This is a genomic window from Streptomyces sp. NPDC059994 (genome assembly GCF_042737755.1).
In the GTDB taxonomy this organism is placed as follows: Bacteria; Actinomycetota; Actinomycetes; order Streptomycetales; family Streptomycetaceae; genus Streptomyces.
Genome location: NZ_JBHWUR010000002.1, coordinates 180,361 through 199,353 on the forward strand (window position 1 = coordinate 180,361; position 18,993 = coordinate 199,353).

Below are 18,993 nucleotides of genomic sequence, written 5' to 3' on the forward strand. Positions count from 1 at the left end.
ACCTATTCCTGTCGGGGCACCCGGTGGCAGCCTCCCACGCGCACCACACCCGTATAGTTGTGGAATTTTCAACCACTGCCCCTTGTTGTGGCGTCCGTATCGGGATGGACAGACCAGCTACGAGAGGACGTTCCGTGGTCGACAGCTACTACGAGTCCGGCACCACCGCCGAGCGCTGGGACCGCGCCCAGCTGTTCTTCGAGGCCAAGGAGTACGTCACGGCCGTACGCATCCTGACCGGCATCGTCGGCGAGGTGCCCGAGCAGGTCGCGCCGAGGCTGCTGCTCGCCCGCGCCTACTACCACTCCGCCCAGCTCAAGAAGGCCGAGACCGAGCTGCGTGCGGTGCTGGAGCGTGACCCCGTCGAGCAGTACGCGACGCTGATGCTCGGCCGCACCCTGGAGCGCCAGGGCCGGCCCGAGGACGCGGCCCGCTATCTGCGCCTCGCCGCCGCCTTCGACGGGGAGGTCGCGGCACAGCGACGGTGACCTGCGGACTCGGCGCGCCGATGGCCCCTACAGGCGCGCATGGCACACTGGCCGATCGATCCGCCGAAGGAGTGCCCAGCCGTGCCCATGATCCGCAACCTCCGCAGGGCGGTCCGCCGTGCCTACCGCCGCACGGTGGACCTCAGCCACCCGGCCCGCTCGCCGCTCGGCAGCGCCGTGGTGAACTGCGTGGTCTACCGGGACGGGGTGCGCCAGCCGGGCGACTGCCCGGTGGACGAGGCCGTACGGCGGGTGCGCAAGGCCGGTGAGGGGTTCGTGTGGGTCGGGCTGCACGAGCCCAGCGCCGAGGAGTTCGCCGGGATCGCCGAGCTCTTCGAGCTGCATCCGCTGGCCGTCGAGGACGCGGTCCGCGCCCATCAGCGCCCGCAGGTCCAGCCGTACGACGACGTGCTGTTCGCGGCCTTCAAGACCGTCGGCTACGTCGAGCACGAGGAGCTGACCGCGACCAGCGAGGTCGTCGAGACCGGTGAGTTGATGATTTTCACCGGGCCCGACTTCGTGGTGACCGTGCGGCACGGCAAGCACGGCTCGCTCGGTCCGCTGCGCGAGGCCCTGGAGGAGACGCCCGACCAGCTCGCCAAGGGCCCGGCGGCGGTGCTGCACGCCATAGCGGACCACATCGTCGACGACTACCTCGTGGTCATCGACGCCATGCAGGACGACGTGGACGCCGTCGAGACCGCCGTGTTCAGCGACACCGCCGGGCGCGGCGACGCGGGCCGCATCTACCAGCTCAAGCGCGAACTCCTGGAGTTCAAGCGGGCGGTGACCCCGCTCCACCGCCCGCTCCAGGCCCTCGCCACCACGCCGATGCCGCTCATCGGCCCGGACACCCAGCCGTACTTCCGCGACGTCTCCGACCATCTGACCCGGGTCAACGAGCAGATCGGCTCCTTCGACGCGCTGCTCGACTCGATCCTCCAGGCCCATCTGGCGCAGGTGACGGTGGCCCAGAACGAGGACATGCGCAAGATCACGGCGTGGGCGGCGATCGTCGCGGTGCCGACGATGGTGTGCGGGATCTACGGCATGAACTTCGACAACATGCCGGAACTGCACTGGAGGTACGGGTACTTCCTCGCCCTCGCCGTCATGGCCGGCGCCTGCTTCGCCATCCACCGGGGCTTCCGCCGCAACGGCTGGCTGTGACTGGACGGGTGGCGGGCCGCCGTCACGGTCCGTAGAAGCGGCCGTTCCGACTCCGCCACCGATTTTCAGCCAACTCGACTACAGGTATCACCGAAGCGGTCACGCTGTGCCACATTGCTCGGCATGGAGACCAACACCGTGTTCTGCACCATCATCCCGCCCCATGTCCTCGACAAGCTCGCGCAGGCCGAGGACCCCGCCACGTTCGAGCCAGCCCGCCGCACCCTGGAGCACGACGCGCTCCAGCGCACCCGGCGCCGGATCACCACCGTGCGTGGCATGGCCGCCCCCACGGGCACCCCCTCCGACAAGCCCCACCGCACGATCTACGACGCCGCGGCGCAGGAGACGCTCCCCGGCACGAAGGTGCACGCCGAGAGCGACACGCCGTCCAAGGACGCGACCGTCAACCGGGCGCACGCCGGACTGGGTGCCACTTTCGAGCTGTATCTCAAGGCGTACGGCCGGCACTCGATCGACGACTCCGGACTGCCGCTGGACGCGACCGTCCACTACGGCGAGAAGTACGACAACGCCTTCTGGAACGGCGAGCAGATGGTGTTCGGCGACGGGGACGGCGAGCTCTTCCTCGACTTCACCATCCCGGTCGACGTCATCGGCCACGAACTCACCCACGGCGTCACGCAGTTCACCGCCAACCTGGAGTACTTCGGGCAGTCGGGCGCGCTCAACGAGTCCATCTCGGACGTCTTCGGCTCGCTCATCAAGCAGTACGCGCTCGGGCAGTCCGCGGACCAGGCCGACTGGCTGATCGGCGCCGGGCTGCTCGGCCCGCGCATCCACGGCGAGGCGCTGCGGTCGATGAAGGCGCCGGGCACGGCGTACGACGACCCGCAGCTCGGCAAGGACCCGCAGCCCGCCACGATGGAGGACTTCGTGCGCACCAGCCGGGACAACGGCGGAGTGCACATCAACTCGGGCATCCCCAACCACGCGTTCTACCTGGCGGCCACGGCGCTGGGCGGCAACGCCTGGGAGCGGGCCGGGAAGATCTGGTACGCCACGCTGACCAGCGGCGAGCTGGCGAGCGACGCCAAGTTCGCCGACTTCGGGCGTCTCACGGTCGCCACCGCCCGCAGCCTCTACGGCGACGGCGACGAGCTCCAGGCCGTCACCAAGGCGTGGAGCCAGGTCGGGGTGCCGCTCACCTGAGGCGGCCCGGGACCGGTCAGGGAATCGGGATCTCCAGCTCGGGCCGGTCCCACATCACCGCGGGCGGGTTCGCACGGGCCGTGCCGGTCCGCAGCGCGCCCACACTGCGGTAGAAGCCCTCGGCGGGCGGGTGCGAGACCACCCGGACGCGGTCGAGGCCGGCGGCCCGGGCCCGCCCGGTCATGTGCGCGACGAGCCGGCGCCCTATGCCGAGCCCCTGGGCGTCGTCGGCGACGAACATCAGGTCGAGCTCGGGCGGGGTGATCAGCAGGGCGTAGAAGCCGAGCAGCCGGTCGTCGGCGCCGACCGCCGCGTACACCTCGTGCGTCTCGATGTAGTCGGGTCCCACCCGGTAGCCCTCGATCATCGGGGCGTACGGGCCCTCGTACGCGCGTGACGACCGTACGAGCCGGGTGAGGCGCTTGGCGTCGCGCGCGACCGCGCGCCGGATCAGCACGTCATCGCCACCCTTGCTCGTAATACGTGAGGTCATGCGGTGAGTATTACTGATGGGTCGCCGTGCGGGCGAACCGGGGCCGGGGCTCCGCCTCCTGCGCCAGCCTGCGCAGCACCGCGCCGCAGCGGCGGGCGTACAGCCTCTGGGCCACTGGGACCAGTGGACCGGCGAGGCGGGTGTACCAGCTCGCCGGGTGGCTGAAGGCGGTGACGGTGAACCAGACCTGGCCCCTGCCGTCGAGCTCCACGACGAACGACTCCTCACCGCACTCCGGGTGGCCCGGGAGCGTTCCGTAGGCAAAACCGATCCGGTGCGGCTCCCGGTCGGTCCACACCACCCGGCACGGCGCCGCGATCCCGACCGGGCCGACGCCGAGCACGATGTCCACGGGGACGCCCGGCTCGGCCCGCCCGGACGACGAGCGCACCCCGACGCCGAGGGCGCGGTGCATCCGCCACTCGGTGACGGCGGCTCCGGCGCGGTGCAGGGTGTCCGGCCCGTGGCCGATCCGCGTGCTGTGGTGGAGGTGGTGGTATCCGGCGGGCAGCCGGTGCAGCCGGGTGCCGCCGACCTCGGGATAGGTGAAGGCGGGGACGCTCATGCGCTTACCGATCCCCCATTCTGAACGCGTTCAGATACAGGGCGAGCCTACCTCTCATTGAACGCGTTCAACAAGGCGGTGGCCGGGGCGGACGGGACGTACGCGCAACGGCGTACGGCGCTGTGCGCGCCGGGGCCCGGCGGACCGTAACCATCGCGCCGCGCGGGCGCCCCCGGGGCCCGGGCGGCGGATGCTGGAAGTGCCCGGTGCGCATGCTGAGGAGGCCGTCGTGGGAATGCTCGTGATCGAGGGAACGTACCGGGTCACCGGTGCCCGGCCGGACGGCGACTCCGTCCGCTTCCACCCGGCCGACCCCGCCGAGTGGGACCTCGTACCCGGGCCGCACCGCGTCCGGCGCAACCGGAGCGGCGGCGCCCAGCTGCGGCTCGACGGCATCGACACCCTGGAGACGCACTACATCCCGGCGCACGGCCGCGAGTCGCACCAGCCGGCGCCGTTCGCGGACCGGGCGGCCGACGCGCTCACCGCCTGGCTCGGCTTCACCGGCGTCGAGCGCGACGCCCACGGCACGGTCACCGCATCCGAGCCCGACCGGGCCCCGGGGTTCGTCCTCACCCGGGGCGCGGACCTGCACGGGCGCTGTGTGGCGATGGCCGGACGGGGCCCGGCGCCCGGCCCCGGCGGGCAGCAGCACTTCGTCGACGCGGCGCTGCTCCAGCAGACCGCCAACTTCGCCCAGTTGGCGGACGGGCTCGCCTATCCGACGTACTACACCAAGCTGTTCGTCGATCTGCGCGCGGCGATGACGGCCGCGGTGCAGGAGGCGCGCACGGCCGCCAACGGGCTGTGGCCGGTGGATCTGACCGCCGGCGGCGCGAAGATCGACGGGCCGGCCTCGCTCACCGAGAGCGCGGTCGTGCTGCCGAAGCTGTTCCGGCGCCTCGCGGACTATCTCGTCCTCGGCGCCGGGGACCCCTCGCTCGCCGGGTTCAAGGCGTTCCTCGACCAGCGCCCCGACCGCGTCCTGATCGTGTCGAAGGGGCAGTTCACCACCTTGTCGACGGTCGTGGAGGTCGCCGAGCAGACCGTCCGGATGACCGAGCCGCCGGAGAACCTCGTCTTCGAGGAGCGCTGACGGCGACCTCCACGCGGGCGCCTACTGGTCGCGGTACGTCTCCAGGAGGCGCAGCCACACCTCGCTGATGGTGGGATACGCCGGTACCGCGTGCCACAGCCGTCCGATCGGGACCTCGCCGGCGATCGCGACCGTGGCGGAGTGGATGAGCTCGCCCACGCCCGGGCCGACGAAGGTGACGCCGAGCAGGACCTCGCGGTCCAGGTCGACGACCATCCGGGCGCGGCCCCGGTAGCCGTCGGCGTACAGGCCCGCGCCCGCCACGCCGCTCAGGTCGTGGTCGACGGCCCGGACGCGGTGTCCGGCCGCCTCCGCCTCGGCGAGCGTCAGCCCCGCCGAGGCGGCCTCGGGGTCGGCGAAGACGACCTGGGGGACGGCGGCGCGGTCGGCGGTGGCCGCGTGGGCGCCCCAGGGGTCGGTCCCCAGGAGCGGGACCTTCGCCGCGCGCGCGGCGATCGCGGCGCCCGCGATCCTCGCCTGGTACTTGCCCTGGTGGGTCAGGAGCGCCCGGTGGTTGACGTCGCCCACCGCGTACAGCCAGTCGCTCCCCGCCACCTGGCAGGAGTCGTCGACCGGCAGCCAGGAGCCGGGCTCCATGCCGATGGTGTCCAGGCCGATGTCGTCGGTGCGCGGGGCCCGGCCGGTGGCGAAGAGGATCTCGTCCGCCTCGATGCGCCCGCCGTCGTCCAGGACGACCGTGACCGGGCCGGTGCTGCCTTCCCGTACGACCTCGGACACGGACACGTGCGTACGGACGGAGGCGCCCGCCTCCTTCAGCGCCTCGGCGACCAGCTCGCCCGCGAACGGCTCCATCTTCGGCAGCAGCCCGTCGCCGCGCACCAGGACCGTCACCTGCGCGCCGAACGCCTGCCAGGCCGTCGCCATCTCGACGCCGACCACTCCCCCGCCGACGACCACGAGCCGGCCCGGCACCTCCTGCGCGCTGGTGGCCTCGCGGCTGGTCCAGGGCCTGGCCCCGGCGACGCCGGGCAGGTCGGGCACGACGGCGCGGCTGCCGGTGCAGACGGCGACCGCGTGCCGGGCGGTCAGCACGTGGTGCTCGCCCTCGGGGCTGGTGACGCTGACCTTGCGGGTGCCGTAGAGGCGTCCGTGGCCGCGGTAGAGATGGGCGCCGATACTGTCCAGCCACCGCACCTGCCCGTCGTCCTTCCAGTGCGAGACGTAACTGTCGCGGTGCGCGAGCACCGCCGGCACGTCCAGCGGTCCCTCCACGCTGCCGCGCAGGCCGGGCACCTTGCGCGCGTCCGAGCGCGCGATCACCGGCCGCAGCAGCGCCTTGCTGGGCATGCACGCCCAGTACGAACACTCGCCGCCGACGAGTTCGCTCTCCACCACGGCGGCGCTCAGGCCCGCCGCCCGCACCCGGTCGGCGAGGTTCTCGCCGACCGGTCCCGCTCCCAGCACCACCACGTCGTATTCCAGGGCTTCCGTCATACGCACAGTCTGGTGCGGGGAGTACCTCGGAGCCACAGGGGCAGCCGTGAGTCCGGGGAAAACACATGGAATACCACGACGGCGGCCACCGTTGTGCGAAGCGGCTTCACGGTGAGGCCAGGAAGAGGGAGTGCGTGATGGCGACTGTGGAGCTGACCAAGGAGAACTTCGACCAGGTCGTGTCGGACAACGACTTCGTCCTGATCGACTTCTGGGCCTCCTGGTGCGGTCCCTGCCGGCAGTTCGGCCCCGTCTACGAGGCGGCCTCGCAGCGCCACGAGGACCTGGTCTTCGCCAAGGTGGACACCGAGGCCCAGCAGGAGCTGGCGGCGGCGTTCGAGATCCGCTCGATCCCCACGCTGATGATCGTCCGCGACAACGTGGCGATCTTCTCGCAGCCCGGCGCGCTGCCGGAGGCCGCTCTGGAGGACGTCATCGGGCAGGCGCGCGCCCTCGACATGGACGAGGTCCGCAAGTCGGTCGCGGAGGCCGACAAGGGCGAGCAGGGCGAGTAGGGCGGCCCCCGCGCCTCTCAGCCCAACTGCCAGGCGATGAGCGACAGGGACACCATCGACAGGAGCGTCGAGAGCAGCACGGTGTCCCTGGGCAGCTCGGTGTCCAGGGAGTACTCGGACGCGAAGATGAACGCGTTCTGCGCGGTCGGCAGTCCGGCACAGAGCACCACCGCGAACAGCGCGTGCCCGTCGAGCCCGAAGAGCCAGCGCCCCAGTGCGTAGGCGAGCAGGGGCTGTGCCGCGACCTTCAGCCCCACCAGGATCAACCGCTCGGTCCGGCCGTCGGCGTCGGGCCGGGCGCGCGCGTTCAACGACATGCCAAGCGCGAAGAGCGCCGACGGGACGGCGCCGCCGCCGAGGATCTGGAGCGGCGAGACCACCTCCGCGGGCAGCCGCAGCCCGAGCCCGGCCACTGTCAGCCCCAGGGCGGACGCCCCGATCACCGGGTTGCGGAAGGGCAGTTGGAGGATCCGCGTCCACCGCTCGCGCCCGGCCCGGCGTACGTCCAGCTCGATCAGGACCAGGATCAGCGGCGTGATGAAGAGCATCTGGAAGAGCGCGGCGGCGACGATGAACGAGGTGTCGTGCAGGACGTGCACGGCGACCGGAATGCCCAGGTTCGCGGAGTTCACATAGGACGCGGCCATCGCGCCTATCGCCTGCTCGCCGCGCTTGCGCCGGAACATCCAGCGGCTGACGAGCAGCCCGGCCGCGAACACCGTGACCAGGCTCGCCGCGAAGACGGCCACGCCCGGCCGGGCCAGATCGCCCGGGTGCGAGCGCGACATCGTGAGGAACAGCAGCGACGGCATCGCGAAGGTGAACGCGAACCGGCCGAGCACGTGCTGCGCCTGCGCCCGGGGGGCGAGCACGTGGTAGCGCCCGGCGGCCCAGCCACAGGCTGTGAGTGCCCAGATGGGTAGAAAGCCGCTGATCACTGAGTGCACCGGGTCAGCGTAGGCGCTCCGCTGGTGGTGCAGTTAGTCGACTGCGGACCGTGCGTGGCTGGTCGCGCAGTTCCCCGCGCCCCTGAGAGAAGGGGGTGCGGCCTGCCCCGGACCGCGAAGGCCTCCTAAAAACCGTGGGCCGCCGGTTCGCGCCTCACCGTCGTCCAGCGCAGCTCCGTGAACGCCTCCAGATTCGCCGCGCCGCCGAAACGCGCCCCCGTCCCCGACGCCGCCACGCCCCCGAAGGGGGCCACCGCCTCGTCGTTGACCGTCTGGTCGTTGATGTGGGCGATGCCGGTCGGGATGCGGTCCGCGAGCTCCAGGCCGAGCGCGGTGTCGCGGGTGACGATGCCGAGGGAGAGCCCGTACGGGCCGTCGGCGGCCAGCGCGGCGGCCTCGTCCAGGGTGCGGAACGGCCGTACGGGCGCGACCGGTCCGAAGACCTCCTCCGCGTACGCCGGGGTGTGGTCGTCGACGTCCGCGAGGACGGTCGGCCGGTAGAACAGCTCCCGGTGGGTGCCGCCCGCGGCGAGCCGGGCGCCGCGCGGTGCTGCCCTCCACCAGGCCGTGGATCTTGGCGAGTTGGGCCCGGTCGATGATCGGCCCGAGGTGCACCTGCTCGCGGTACGGGTCGCCCACGGCCAGCGCGTCGGCCTTGGCGGCGAGCCGTTCCACGTACTCCTCGTACAGCGAGGCGTGGACGAGGTGGCGGCCGGTGGTCATGCAGATCTGGCCCTGGTGGAAGAAAGAGCCCCAGGAGGCCTGCGCCACCGCGCTCTCGATGTCGGCGTCCTCCAGGACGACCAGCGCGGAGTTCCCGCCGAGCTCCAGGTGGACGCGCTTGAGCAGACGCCCGGCGGCCTCACCGACCCTGCGCCCGGCGGCGGTCGAGCCGGTGAAGGAGATCACCGGGACGCCGGGGTCCGCGACCAGGGCCTGCCCGGCCTCGGCGCCGCCCGGCAGTACGTGGAGGAGGCCCTCGGGCAGCCCGGCCTCGTCGAAGACCGCGGCGAGCGAGAGACCGCCGCAGACGGCGGTGCGCGGATCGGGCTTCAACAGCACGGCGTTGCCGAGCGCGAGGGCGGGCGCGACCGAGCGGATGGCGAGGATGAGCGGGGCGTTGAACGGGGCGATGACCCCGGTCACCCCGACCGGCACTCTCCGGGTGAAGCTGAGTCTCGGCTCCTCGCTGGGCAGCACCTCGCCCAGCGGCCGGGAGGCGAGGGCCGCCGCCTCGTAGCACTCCTGGGCGGCCACGTGCAGCTCGAAGCCGGCCTTGCCGGGGATCGAGCCGGACTCCCGTACGAGCCATTCGCGCAGCTCTTCGGCGTACTCCGTGAACAGGTCGCCCGCGCGGCGCAGTACGGCCGCGCGGGCGAAGTGCGGGGAGCGGGCCCAGCCGGGCTGCGCCGCGCGGCCCGCCGCGACGGCCGCGGCGATGTCGTCGGCGGTGGCCAGGGTGAACGCGCCCAGACCCTCTCCGGTGGCGGGTTCGGTGACCTCGTACTCACCCCCCGACAGCGTCCGCGCCTGCCAGGTCTTGGGGTCGAGCAGGGTCATGAAGGATCTCCAGTCTCACGCGTGATCGAGAGCAATGACCGGGGGAAAGCCATGGGGGAAGCCATGGGGGAAGCCATGATCGCGGGGAAGTCCCGTGCGGCATCCTAGTGGGGCCGCACGAACAAATGTCTCGCCCGTCACTCGTGATACGGGTCCCCCCAAGCGGACTTGGGGAAGTCCGGTGCGGTACCGGCGCACCGGCGCCCCAAAGGGGCGCGGGGAACTGCGCGGCCAGCCACCGCCAACCCGCAGCCGAATCACCGCACTTCCAGCGGAGCGTTCAGCGCTCCAGGACCAGCGCGAGACCCTGGCCGACGCCGATGCAGAGCGCGGCGAGTCCCACGCCCGAGCCCGCGGCGGCCAGTTGGTGGGCCACCGCCCCGGCGAGCCGGGCGCCCGAGGCGCCGAGCGGGTGGCCGATGGCGATTGCGCCGCCGCGCGGGTTGACCACAGCCGGATCCAGCTCCGGCCACTCGGCCAGACACCCCAACGACTGTGCGGCGAACGCCTCGTTGAGCTCGAAGACGCTCAGATCCCCGAGGCCCCTGCCCGCCTTGGCCAGCGCGGTGCGCACCGCCTCGACCGGGCCGAGACCGAAGAGCTGCGGCTCGATCCCGGTGACGGCGGAGGTACGGATCCGGGCGAGCGGCTCGCGGCCGGTGGCGCGCAGCCCCTCCTCGTCGACGAGCAGCAGCGCGGCGGCGCCGTCGTTGAGCGGCGAGGAGTTTCCCGCGGTCACCGAACCGCCCTCGCGGAAGGCGGGCTTGAGCCGGGCGAGCGCCTCCATCGAGGACGACTCGCGGATGCACTCGTCACGGGCGAGATCGACGCCGTCGTACGGGACGACCTCGTCGTCGTACAGCCCCTTCGCCCAGGCCTCGGCGGCCTTGCGGTGGCTGTCGAGGGCGAACGCGTCCTGCCGCTCACGGGTCAACGCGTGCCGGTCCGCGATCAGTTCGGCGCCCTCGCCGAGCGCGACCGTCCACTCGGCGGGCATCCTCGGGTTGGTCATCCGCCAGCCGAGCGTGGTCGACCAGAGCTGCTGGTGACCGGCCGGGAAGGCACGCTCGGGCTTCTGCATCACCCACGGGGCGCGGGACATCGACTCCACACCGCCCGCGACCGCGATGTGCGCGTCACCGACCGCGATGGCACGGGCCGCCTGGATGACGGCCTCCAGGCCCGAACCGCACAGGCGGTTGACGGTGACGCCGGGGACCGACACCGGCAGCCCGGCGAGCAGCACGGCCATCCGGGCCACATCGCGGTTGTCCTCGCCGGCGCCGTTGGCGTCACCGAAGTAGACGTCGTCGATGCGGGCCGGGTCGAGCTGCGGGGAGCGGCCGACGAGCGACTTCACCACGTGCGCGGCCAGGTCGTCGGGCCGCACCCGGGCGAGCGCGCCCCCGAACTTGCCGATGGGGGTGCGCACGGCGTCGACGATGTACACGTCCCGGATGCTCATCGGTTCTCTCCCGCTGGTCGGTCGGCCGTGCCCGCGTGGTGCGCGACGCATTCGGTCCGGCGCACTCTGTTCGCCCAGTGAACTTTGGTTCACAATCAATGCCGAGTCTCGGCCCGCCCCGGCGCGCTGTCAACGGCCCTTGGAGGACCCGTGTCCGAAGACATGCCGGTCGGCCCGCTGGAACGCGGCCTCACGGTGCTGCGCGCGCTCGCCGCACAGGACATGGACCGCGGCGCGCTCGTACGGTCCACGGGGCTCCCCCGGGCGACGGTCGACCGGGTGGTGGCGACCCTGGGCGGGCTCGGCCTGGTCCGCGCCGACGGCCGGGAAGTGGCGCTCGCGCCGGGTCTGATGGCGCTGTCCGGCGCGTATCTGCACGGCAGCGGAATCCCGGCGGCGCTCGGCCCGCTCGTGGGACGGCTGGCGGAAGAGCTGGACGAGTCGGTCTCGGTGGCCGTGCCCGACCGGGCGGGCGCCCGCGTGGTCCTCCAGACCGCTGCCCGCCGCCGCACGATGTCGCTCGCCTTCCGCATCGGCGACCTCCTGCCCGCCGACCGGTGCGCGCCGGGCGCGCTCTTCGCCGACGGCACGCTGGAGTGGGCGGCCGACGAAGAGCTGATCGAGCCGGGGCTGATCGCGGTGGCGGTGCCCGTACGGGACGCGGCGGGCTCGACGGTGTGCGCGGTGAGCGTGGCGAGCCACACGAGCAGGCACACCCCGGAGTCCCTGCGGGAGGCGGTACTGCCTCGGCTGCGGGAGATGGGGGGTGCGATGGGGGCGGCGCTCGCGGGTCCGCGTCCACCGGCTGCGGCGGATGCTGTGGCGGGCGGCCCCGTCGGCGCGTCCGCCGGGCTCAAAGTCGATGCCTCCGCCGGGCTCAAGGTCGACGCCTCCGCCGGGCTCAAGCGGGAGCTCGGGCCGGACTTTCTGCAGTCCCTGGCCCGTGGCCTCGCGGTGCTGTGCGCGCTGGGCGCGGACCGGGGCGAGGGGCTGACGCTCACGGCCGTCTCCGAGGTGACCGGTCTGGCCCGGGCCACCGTGCGGCGCTCGCTGCTCACGCTCGTGCACCTGGGGTACGTGGAGTGCGGCGGCCCCGCCGGGCGGCACTTCCGGCTGCTCCCCCGGGTCCTCGAACTCGGCTGCGCCCGGCTCTCGGCGCTCGGGCCCGCCGAGGTCGCCCAGCCGCACCTGGCGCGCCTGGTGGCCCGGACCGGCGAGTCGGCGTCGATGGCGGTGCTCGACGGGGCCGACATCCGCTATGCGGCACGCGTCCCGACCGTACGGATCATGAGCATCGACATCACGGTGGGGACGCGGTTCCCGGCGTACGCGACGTCGATGGGGCGAGTGCTGCTCGCCGGTCTCGCGCCGGCGGAACGCCCCCCGCTGCCCGACGGGCTGCCCGCCCTCACCCCGAACACCGTGACGTCCCCGGCCGAGCTGGCCCGGATCGTGGAGCGGTGCGCGGCCGACGGGTACGCGCTGGTGGCCGAGGAGTTGGAGGAGGGGCTGCGCTCGCTGGCCGTCCCGGTGCGCGGGGCGGACGGGCGGGTGGTGGCGGCGGTGAACGTGGCGCAGCACGCGCGGCGCGGGACGCCGGAGGAGATGCTGCGGACCCTGCTTCCGGCGCTGCGGGCGGCGGGCGCGGGGATCTCGGCGGATCTGGCAGTGCTGGGTGTGCCCGGTCTGCCGGGTGCGCCGGGTGTGTGCGGTGTGCCGGGTCACTCCTCGGGGGCGATGAGCGCGGTGAGGCCGTAGTCGAGCTCCGTGCCGTCCACGAGGATGCCCTCCACGGTGCGGGTCCGGGGGTCCACATCGGCGACGATGCCGTGGCCGGCGTAGCGGGGGTAGCCCGTTTCGCCGGTCTCGCCCGTCGCCTCGACGAGGGCGGAGCGGACGGCGCTGTCGGCAACGGACGCGGTGCCGCGGGTCTCCACGTGGGAGGGGACGAGGAGGATGACGAAGCGGGAGGGGTGCATGGAGGGACGGTAGGGGGGCGGGGGGACGGGGGTGGGGGTGCCACTCCGCTCGTGGGGGCGGAATTTCCCCCACCCCGCCCCTCCCCCAAAGCCCTGCGGGCGGCCGGGTGGGGGGTGAGGCGGTCTGCTGGAGGCTCCGCCCCCGGGCCCCGTTGCGGGGCTCCGCCCCTGCGCCCCGGAAAGACAAGGCCCGTCCCCGACCGGGGCACTCGCACCGCGCTACGTCGACTCCCGCCTCACCAGGCTCGCCCCCATCAAGTCCCTGCGCTCCCCCACCGCCGACGGGTCGCGTACCGCCGCGTCCACCAGTTCTGCCAGGTGGCGGCCCGCGATCATGTCGATGTTGACCGTGGTCAGGCGGGGGCGGAGGAGGCTGCCGAGGAGGAGGTTGTCGGCGCCGACCACGGCCGCCTCGGCGGGGACGTCTATGCCCGTGTCCTGGAGGGCGCGCATCAGGAGCATCGCGTACTCGTCGTTGTACGCGAACACCGCGTCGAGACCGAGCCCCCGCCAGCGCCGGGCCAGCCCCGCCGCCGACTCCTCCTCGTACGCCAGCTCCAGCGGCTCGACCACCGCCTCCGTGCCCGCGACGGCCTTGCGGGCGCCCGCAAGGCGGGGTGTGGAGAAGAGCTCCAGGCCCGGTTCGGCCGGTACCACGACGCCGATGCGGCGGTGGCCGCGCTCCAGCAGATGGCCGACCGCGCACCGGCCTATCCCGCGCTGGTCCATCAGCAGCGAGTGGGCGCCCTCGACGCGCTGCGGGCCGAGCGTGACGACCGCGCGCGCTCCCGACCGCTTCAGCAGCTCGACGCCCTGGGCGGTCAGCTCGGTCTCGCCCAGCGAGATGACCGCGACCGGGCGCAGTTCGGCCCAGGCGCGGGCCGCGTCGTCGGCGCCCAGGCCGAGGCTGCCGTACTGCACGACCGTGTAGTCGAGCCGCCGCAGCGCCCCTTGCAGCTCGTTGAGGAAGCGGCTGTAGAGCGGCCCGACCGGGATGTGCCCGCTGGGCAGCAGCACGATCCGGGTGTGTCCGGCGCGCAGGCTGCGGGCCGCGGCGTGCGGCACGTAACCGAGCTCCTGGGCGGCCTCCCGCACCCGTACCCGGGTGGGCTCGCTGATGCGTACGGCCGAGGTGTTGTTGAGTACGTAGCTCACCGTCGCGCGCGAGACGCCGGCCAGTCGGGCCACGTCGGCGCTGGTCGGGACGGGCCGGTCGGCGGGCTGCTGCGGCTGCTTCGCTATATCGCTCATCGCCCTCGGCATCCTTCCAGAAGCACCGGTGTCCCGGCCCGGCGGTTGGCCGAAGTCGGCACGGCGGAACCGGATATACCCGCGGGACGGGGCGAGCGGTCAACGGGGCAGCGCCTGCTCGTACAGCGGGTTGCCGGGGGCCGGGGTGACGCGGCTGAACGAGGTCACGATGGCTCGGAAGCCGGTGTGGTCGTGCTGCCGGGCGGTGTGCCGGATCGCCCAGTCCTCCGGTCCTGTCCTTTCGTTGGAGGGTGGCGATGTGTCGAGGCAGGTGGTGCACTCCATCACGTAGATCGGCCCTGAGGCGCCCGGTGACGTGTCCGTGCCGAGGGTCCATTCCGCGTAGCGGATCACCGAGCGGGGGCTCACGGCGTCCGCTCCGGCTCTGGCGTCCGCCCGAGCGCGACGAGGTCGGCCACGGCGCGCGCCGCGCATACGCTGCCGACCGTGCGCGGTGGCAGGGCCCAGTGCGGGCCGGGCCGTGCGGTGAGGTCGACGCGGGGTACTCCCAGCCATGTTCCTGGCCGCAGGCACTCGACGCCCGCCACCTGCCAGTGGGTGTGCGTGCCCGGCGGGACGAGGGCGTAGTACCAGACGCCGACGCCGTACGCGTCGTGGATGACGGCCCCGTCTTTCAGGACCTCGGCGAGGAACGAGGCGACGGCGTCCGGGTCCTGGCTGCCCGCGGCCGAGTGGACGACGGGGGCGGGCAGACGGATCGCGTCGAATTTCCCGCCGGTCGGTACGAGGGCGATGCCTACGTCGAACTCCCGCCGGGCCTGCGCGGGTACGTGGTGTGCGGAGGCGAGCCAGTCGGTGACGGCTCTGGTGTTCTGGGTCATCATGGCTTGATCACCTCGACCCCGGCCACCTCGGCGCAGTCGGCGTGCGCGTAGCTGGTGTGGTCACCGCCGGAGGTGCCGACGAACATGCGGGTGGCGACGTCGGCGCCCATCTCGTGGCACACCTCGCAGCGCCGGTACTGTGCCAAGCCCACGGCTTCGCTGGTGTCGCTCATGCTTCACCCCGCCGCGCGTGGGCCGGGCGGCGGACCAAACCGTGCAGCCGAGCGATACTCACCGGTGTCTCGACGAGGATTGGCGCCTCGGGCGCGGGTTTGCTCACCGGACCTCCCATCTGTCATGCCATGTCATGTGGACACGGCAGATGGTGGGCTCAGGGAAGGGGCACAAGTGCTACAGGCTGTATCCCTTCAGATCCCTCGAATGGGTTGCTCAATCGCGCCGATCCACTCCGCGTAGTGCGTCAACGACTCGGCGTCGGCTCGCTTCAGCCGGCGCAGCGTCGCCGCTGTCTCACGGGCCCAGGGGTGCTCACGCGTGTGCTGCGGGGCGATGCGGCGGGCAACCTTCAGCGACTCGAAAGCATCGTCCATGCGGCCGACCCACAACTGGGCGCGGGCCAGTTCGATAGAGAACCCGGAGCGCCGCTCAGCGGGCATGCCGCTTGGCGGCGTCCAGTCGCGGGCGGCGCTCAGGGCACGTTCGACGTGGTCGCCGCCCAGGCTCACGGCCACCGACACCTCGTGAACGCGGACCGAGTCGGGACCGAAAGCAGTGCCGTCGTAGACGTCCTCTCGGAGCTGATCGGCCAGTCGCAGTGCCTCATCGAGGTGGCTGTCAGCCGCCTCCGGGTCTCCGGCCCGGCCGGCGATGACGGCTGCCCGCATGTGAAGGGATCCCCGGGCGGCACGTGCACTGCCCCGATCGGGCGCCGGACTGGCATCGATGGCCGCCTCCAGGGCGCGCAGGCCTGCCCCGTGGGCGCGGGCGACGAAGAACGTCTCCGTCCGTACGTAGGCGACCGAGGCAGCCAGCAGCGGTTCTTCAGCCTGAAGCGAGGCCCACCTCATCAGGTCCACCAGACGGGCGGAGAGGTCGTGGGCACCGAACTTGAACGCCAAGGCGTCGGCGGTCCGCGCGGCGGAGACGACCAGCGCGGCGGCGCGGCGCTCCTGGGCGCCCCGTTCCACATGCAGGGCACGGAGGCTGTCCTCAAGAAGGCCCGGGATCACCTGCGAGATGCGGCCGTACTGGGCACCCAGGCGCCAGTTCACGGCTTCGTCCATCGCCGCACGCAGCTCGGGCAACGTACGGACCGGTGGTCCCTCCGGGGCGTCGTACGCGGCCAGCGCGGCGGAGATCGCGGGCAGCGCCCGGTGCACACGGTGCTCAGTCCGTGCGTAGCCGGTGCGCAGCGCGGACGGGTCCACTCCGAGGCTGTCCGCCAAGGCGTCGAGGGATGAATCACTCGGCATACGGGCGCCTCGCTCGATGGCCTTGACCATGGCGAGGGAGACGAAGGAAGCGCGGGCGAGATCTTGTTGTGTCATTCGGCGGGAGTGGCGAGTGGCTGCGATGCGCTGCCCCACCTCGCGTGCACGGTCGGCGGGCATACTGGACTCCGTTCGGGGCTGCTCTCCGAACCGTATCCATGCGTGCACGCTGTGCGCACGTGAACGGCCCATGCCCGGAGCCCTAGTTGGGGTGGTTCGCCCTGGCCTCCCCGGTGACGATCCGCACGAGGTCGTCCAGGCAGTCGATCCGCCAGTCCGCCGCCGCCGCCTCCGCCGTGTCCGCCCACAGATGGCCCCACGGGCCCCGCCGCAGGTGTGCCGTCCTCATGCCCGCGGCGAGGGCGGGGGCGACGTCGTTCGCCGGGTGGTCGCCGACGTACAGCGTCTCGCCCGGCGCGGTCCGCGCGGCCTCGACGACTCGGGCGAAGAACCCGGCCGAGGGCTTCGCCACACCCCACTCGCCGGACGTGGCGATCACGTCGGCCGGCAGGTCAAGTGCCCGCAGCAGTTCGGCCGCGCGAGCCGTCTGGTTCCCGGCGATCACCACCCGTACGCCGCGCTCGCGCAGAGCCGTCAGGGCGGGGCGTACGTCCGGATACAGATCGGATTCATCCAGGAACTCGCCCTGCCCGGCAGCCTCACGAGCCGCGTACTCCGCAGCGACGTCGAGGTCCGGCCGGATGAGCCGCAGCGCATCCGCGTTGTCCCGCCCCTGGGCGACCACAGCTCCGACCAGGGCAGCCACGGTATGCCGGGGGGCGTCGAGCCAGTCGGCCCAGGATGCCCAGTAGCGGTCGTCTCGCACGAGGGTTTCACCGACGTCGAAGGCCACTGCGCGGATCATGGTGGAAGCGTAGGACATGCTGCCGAGTGCGACACGGACAGTGCGGAGTCGGCCCCGCCGGAACCCGGAACCGGTCCGGGCAGGGGCCACCAGACGTCACCCGTACGACGCTCAGGCCGCCCCCACCCCCTCCCCCACCGGCCGCTCCACATACTCCTCACGCGGCCCGAACGGCCACACCTTCTCGAAGCGGGCCCACACCACGAACGCGACGCAGCCGAGTGCGAGCCAGGCCAGTGACCACTCGATGGGATGGCGTCCGGGCGAGTTCTTGTCGGCGTATCCGTAGATCACCAGCCAGCCCACCAGGGCGACGAAACCGGGCAGCGGGTAGAGCCACATCCGGTAGGGGCGGCGGAGCCCCGGCTGGCGCCGCCGCAGTACGGTCGCGGCGGCGATCTGGGCGAGTGCCTGCACCAGCACCATCACCGTGGTGAGCAACTGGATCAGGGTGGCCAGGTCGGTGTGGCGGCCGATGAGGAAGCCGATCGCCGTGATGACGCCCATGGTGGCCAGGCCCAGCGTCGGGAAGCGGTGCTTGGGGTGGAGCTTGGCGTACGGGCGGAAGAAGACGCGGTCGCGGGCCGCGTCGTAGGGCACCCGGGAGCCGCCGAGCAGTCCGGTGAAGACGGAGGCGAAAGCCGTGATGAGGATGAGGACGGTGACGACGTCGGCGGCGCCCTTTCCCCAGGCCTTCTCCAGGACGGCGGATGCCACGGAGGTGGAGGCGATGTCGCCGGGGTCGGTCATCCGCTGCCAGTCGATGACGCCGAGGGTGCCGATCTGGAGCAGCAGATAGATCGCCATGATGCCGACGATCGAAAAGATGATGGAGCGCGGCAGGGTGCGGCCGGGGTTCTTGATCTCGGCGCCCATGTACGCGGTGGTGTTGTAACCGAGGTAGTCGTAGATGCCGATGGTGAGACCCGCGGCGAAGCCGAGCCAGAAGTGGTTGCTGGTCAACTCGAAGGCGCCCGACGGGTAGCTGAAGGCGCGGTCGGCGCTGAAGTGGGTGGCCGAGGCGATGATGACCAGGGCCACCGAGGCGATCATCACGGCCCACATCACGGTGGTGATCCGCGCGATGTGCTCGATGCCGCGCCACAGCAGCAGGACGACGAGTGCGATCATGCCGAGCCCGACCAGGTCGCCGGTGGTCCTGCCCATGTCCGGGGCGAGGTAGCCGAGGTACTGGACGAAGCCGACCACGCCGGTGGACATGATCAGCGGGATGAAGAGCATCGCCGTCCACACGAACAGGAACGGCATCAGACGTCCGCTGCGGTACTGGAAGGCCTGGCGCAGATAGACGTAACTGCCGCCCGAGCCGGGCAGGGACGCGCCGAGTTCGGCCCAGATCAGCCCGTCGGCGAGGGCGAGCACCGCCCCGGCGACGAAGCCTATGACGGCCTGCGGCCCGCCGAAGGCGGCGACCATCAGCGGGATGGTGACGAACGGGCCGATGCCGCACATCTGGCTCATGTTGATGGCGGTGGCCTGGAAGAGTCCGATACGGCGGACGAAACCGCCGGTCGGCGGCGGGGTTCCGGACACGAGGGACCTCCCTGGGGCTGCTGGGGACGCGGGGAACGGCGTTGCGGGCGGCGGTTCTTCGCCAGTGCGGGGGTGCGCCCCTGCGCCGGGCGTGCTCAAGTTAAGTACCTTTACTTGGGGC

The 18,993-nt window shown here is 72.3% G+C and carries 19 protein-coding genes and 1 pseudogene; 6 read left to right on the forward strand and 14 right to left on the reverse strand.

Features of this window, described 5'->3' with window-relative positions; translation table 11 throughout:
• Positions 1–134: 134 nt before the first annotated feature.
• The 3 genes from ACFWA7_RS02405 (at position 135) to ACFWA7_RS02415 (ending at position 2,831) form a co-directional block, all read left to right on the forward strand.
• Positions 135–488, forward strand: a complete 354-nt coding sequence (locus tag ACFWA7_RS02405; protein ID WP_385535159.1) for a tetratricopeptide repeat protein — start codon at positions 135–137, stop codon at positions 486–488.
• 87 nt (positions 489–575) lie between these two features.
• Positions 576–1,658, forward strand: coding sequence for a magnesium and cobalt transport protein CorA (locus ACFWA7_RS02410; protein ID WP_385535226.1), 1,083 nt, complete (start codon positions 576–578; stop codon positions 1,656–1,658).
• Between the two features lie 123 nt (positions 1,659–1,781).
• Positions 1,782–2,831, forward strand: coding sequence for a M4 family metallopeptidase (locus ACFWA7_RS02415; protein WP_385535161.1), 1,050 nt, complete (start codon positions 1,782–1,784; stop codon positions 2,829–2,831).
• A 16-nt stretch (positions 2,832–2,847) separates the two neighbouring features.
• Here the strand turns inward: ACFWA7_RS02415 and ACFWA7_RS02420 are convergent, their stop codons facing one another.
• Positions 2,848–3,324, reverse strand: coding sequence for a GNAT family N-acetyltransferase (locus tag ACFWA7_RS02420; protein ID WP_385820390.1), 477 nt, complete (start codon positions 3,322–3,324; stop codon positions 2,848–2,850).
• 10 nt (positions 3,325–3,334) lie between these two features.
• The gene (locus ACFWA7_RS02425; RefSeq protein ID WP_385820392.1) at positions 3,335–3,889 is read right to left on the reverse strand and encodes a DUF1990 family protein; all 555 of its coding nucleotides are present in this window, start codon (positions 3,887–3,889) and stop codon (positions 3,335–3,337) included.
• Between the two features lie 235 nt (positions 3,890–4,124).
• On the opposite strand from ACFWA7_RS02425, the gene ACFWA7_RS02430 reads away from it, so the two are divergent.
• Positions 4,125–4,985 (forward strand): nuclease, encoded by an 861-nt coding sequence (locus ACFWA7_RS02430; RefSeq protein WP_385535228.1) that lies wholly within the window; start codon positions 4,125–4,127, stop codon positions 4,983–4,985.
• A gap of 21 nt (positions 4,986–5,006) precedes the next feature.
• Here ACFWA7_RS02430 and ACFWA7_RS02435 read toward each other — a convergent pair whose 3' ends face one another.
• Complete coding sequence (locus ACFWA7_RS02435; RefSeq protein WP_385820394.1) at positions 5,007–6,440, reverse strand: dihydrolipoyl dehydrogenase family protein; 1,434 nt, start codon at positions 6,438–6,440, stop codon at positions 5,007–5,009.
• 137 nt (positions 6,441–6,577) lie between these two features.
• On the opposite strand from ACFWA7_RS02435, the gene trxA reads away from it, so the two are divergent.
• The gene (gene trxA / locus ACFWA7_RS02440) at positions 6,578–6,955 is read left to right on the forward strand and encodes a thioredoxin (protein ID WP_385535168.1); all 378 of its coding nucleotides are present in this window, start codon (positions 6,578–6,580) and stop codon (positions 6,953–6,955) included.
• Between the two features lie 17 nt (positions 6,956–6,972).
• On the opposite strand, the gene ACFWA7_RS02445 is transcribed toward trxA, so the two are convergent.
• The 3 genes and pseudogenes from ACFWA7_RS02445 to ACFWA7_RS02455 form a co-directional block, all read right to left on the reverse strand.
• On the reverse strand, positions 6,973–7,902 hold the full coding sequence (locus ACFWA7_RS02445; protein ID WP_385820396.1) for an AEC family transporter: 930 nt from the start codon (positions 7,900–7,902) through the stop codon (positions 6,973–6,975).
• A gap of 125 nt (positions 7,903–8,027) precedes the next feature.
• Positions 8,028–9,462 (reverse strand): annotated as a pseudogene (locus ACFWA7_RS02450) (benzaldehyde dehydrogenase).
• A gap of 280 nt (positions 9,463–9,742) precedes the next feature.
• Positions 9,743–10,927 carry a thiolase family protein gene (locus ACFWA7_RS02455; protein WP_385820398.1) on the reverse strand — a complete coding sequence of 395 codons (1,185 nt, stop codon included), beginning with the start codon at positions 10,925–10,927 and terminating at the stop codon, positions 9,743–9,745.
• 162 nt (positions 10,928–11,089) lie between these two features.
• Here ACFWA7_RS02455 and ACFWA7_RS02460 point away from each other — a divergent pair, with 162 nt between their 5' ends.
• Positions 11,090–12,685, forward strand: a complete 1,596-nt coding sequence (locus tag ACFWA7_RS02460; RefSeq protein ID WP_385820432.1) for an IclR family transcriptional regulator C-terminal domain-containing protein — start codon at positions 11,090–11,092, stop codon at positions 12,683–12,685.
• On the opposite strand, the gene ACFWA7_RS02465 is transcribed toward ACFWA7_RS02460, so the two are convergent.
• The 8 genes from ACFWA7_RS02465 to ACFWA7_RS02500 form a co-directional block, all read right to left on the reverse strand.
• A complete protein-coding gene (locus ACFWA7_RS02465; RefSeq protein ID WP_385535176.1) occupies positions 12,649–12,906 on the reverse strand; it encodes a hypothetical protein in 258 nt (85 codons plus the stop codon). The genes ACFWA7_RS02460 and ACFWA7_RS02465 overlap by 37 nt on opposite strands.
• Before the next feature lie 219 nt (positions 12,907–13,125).
• The gene (locus tag ACFWA7_RS02470) at positions 13,126–14,157 is read right to left on the reverse strand and encodes a LacI family DNA-binding transcriptional regulator (RefSeq protein WP_385820400.1); all 1,032 of its coding nucleotides are present in this window, start codon (positions 14,155–14,157) and stop codon (positions 13,126–13,128) included.
• A gap of 99 nt (positions 14,158–14,256) precedes the next feature.
• Positions 14,257–14,526, reverse strand: a complete 270-nt coding sequence (locus ACFWA7_RS02475) for a hypothetical protein (RefSeq protein ID WP_385535181.1) — start codon at positions 14,524–14,526, stop codon at positions 14,257–14,259.
• Positions 14,523–15,002, reverse strand: a complete 480-nt coding sequence (locus ACFWA7_RS02480) for a hypothetical protein (RefSeq protein WP_385820402.1) — start codon at positions 15,000–15,002, stop codon at positions 14,523–14,525. Before ACFWA7_RS02480 ends, ACFWA7_RS02475 begins: the two co-directional genes overlap by 4 nt.
• Positions 14,999–15,175: a hypothetical protein gene (locus tag ACFWA7_RS02485; protein ID WP_385820404.1), complete on the reverse strand. Its 177-nt coding sequence runs from the start codon at positions 15,173–15,175 to the stop codon at positions 14,999–15,001. Before ACFWA7_RS02485 ends, ACFWA7_RS02480 begins: the two co-directional genes overlap by 4 nt.
• 195 nt (positions 15,176–15,370) lie before the next feature.
• Entirely contained in the window at positions 15,371–16,573 is a 1,203-nt protein-coding gene (locus ACFWA7_RS02490) for a helix-turn-helix domain-containing protein (protein ID WP_385820406.1), read from the reverse strand.
• Positions 16,574–16,655: 82 nt separating this feature from the next.
• Positions 16,656–17,318 (reverse strand): HAD family hydrolase, encoded by a 663-nt coding sequence (locus ACFWA7_RS02495; RefSeq protein WP_385820408.1) that lies wholly within the window; start codon positions 17,316–17,318, stop codon positions 16,656–16,658.
• 111 nt (positions 17,319–17,429) lie between these two features.
• Positions 17,430–18,872 carry an APC family permease gene (locus ACFWA7_RS02500; RefSeq protein ID WP_385820409.1) on the reverse strand — a complete coding sequence of 481 codons (1,443 nt, stop codon included), beginning with the start codon at positions 18,870–18,872 and terminating at the stop codon, positions 17,430–17,432.
• Between the last annotated feature and the right edge of the window lie 121 nt (positions 18,873–18,993).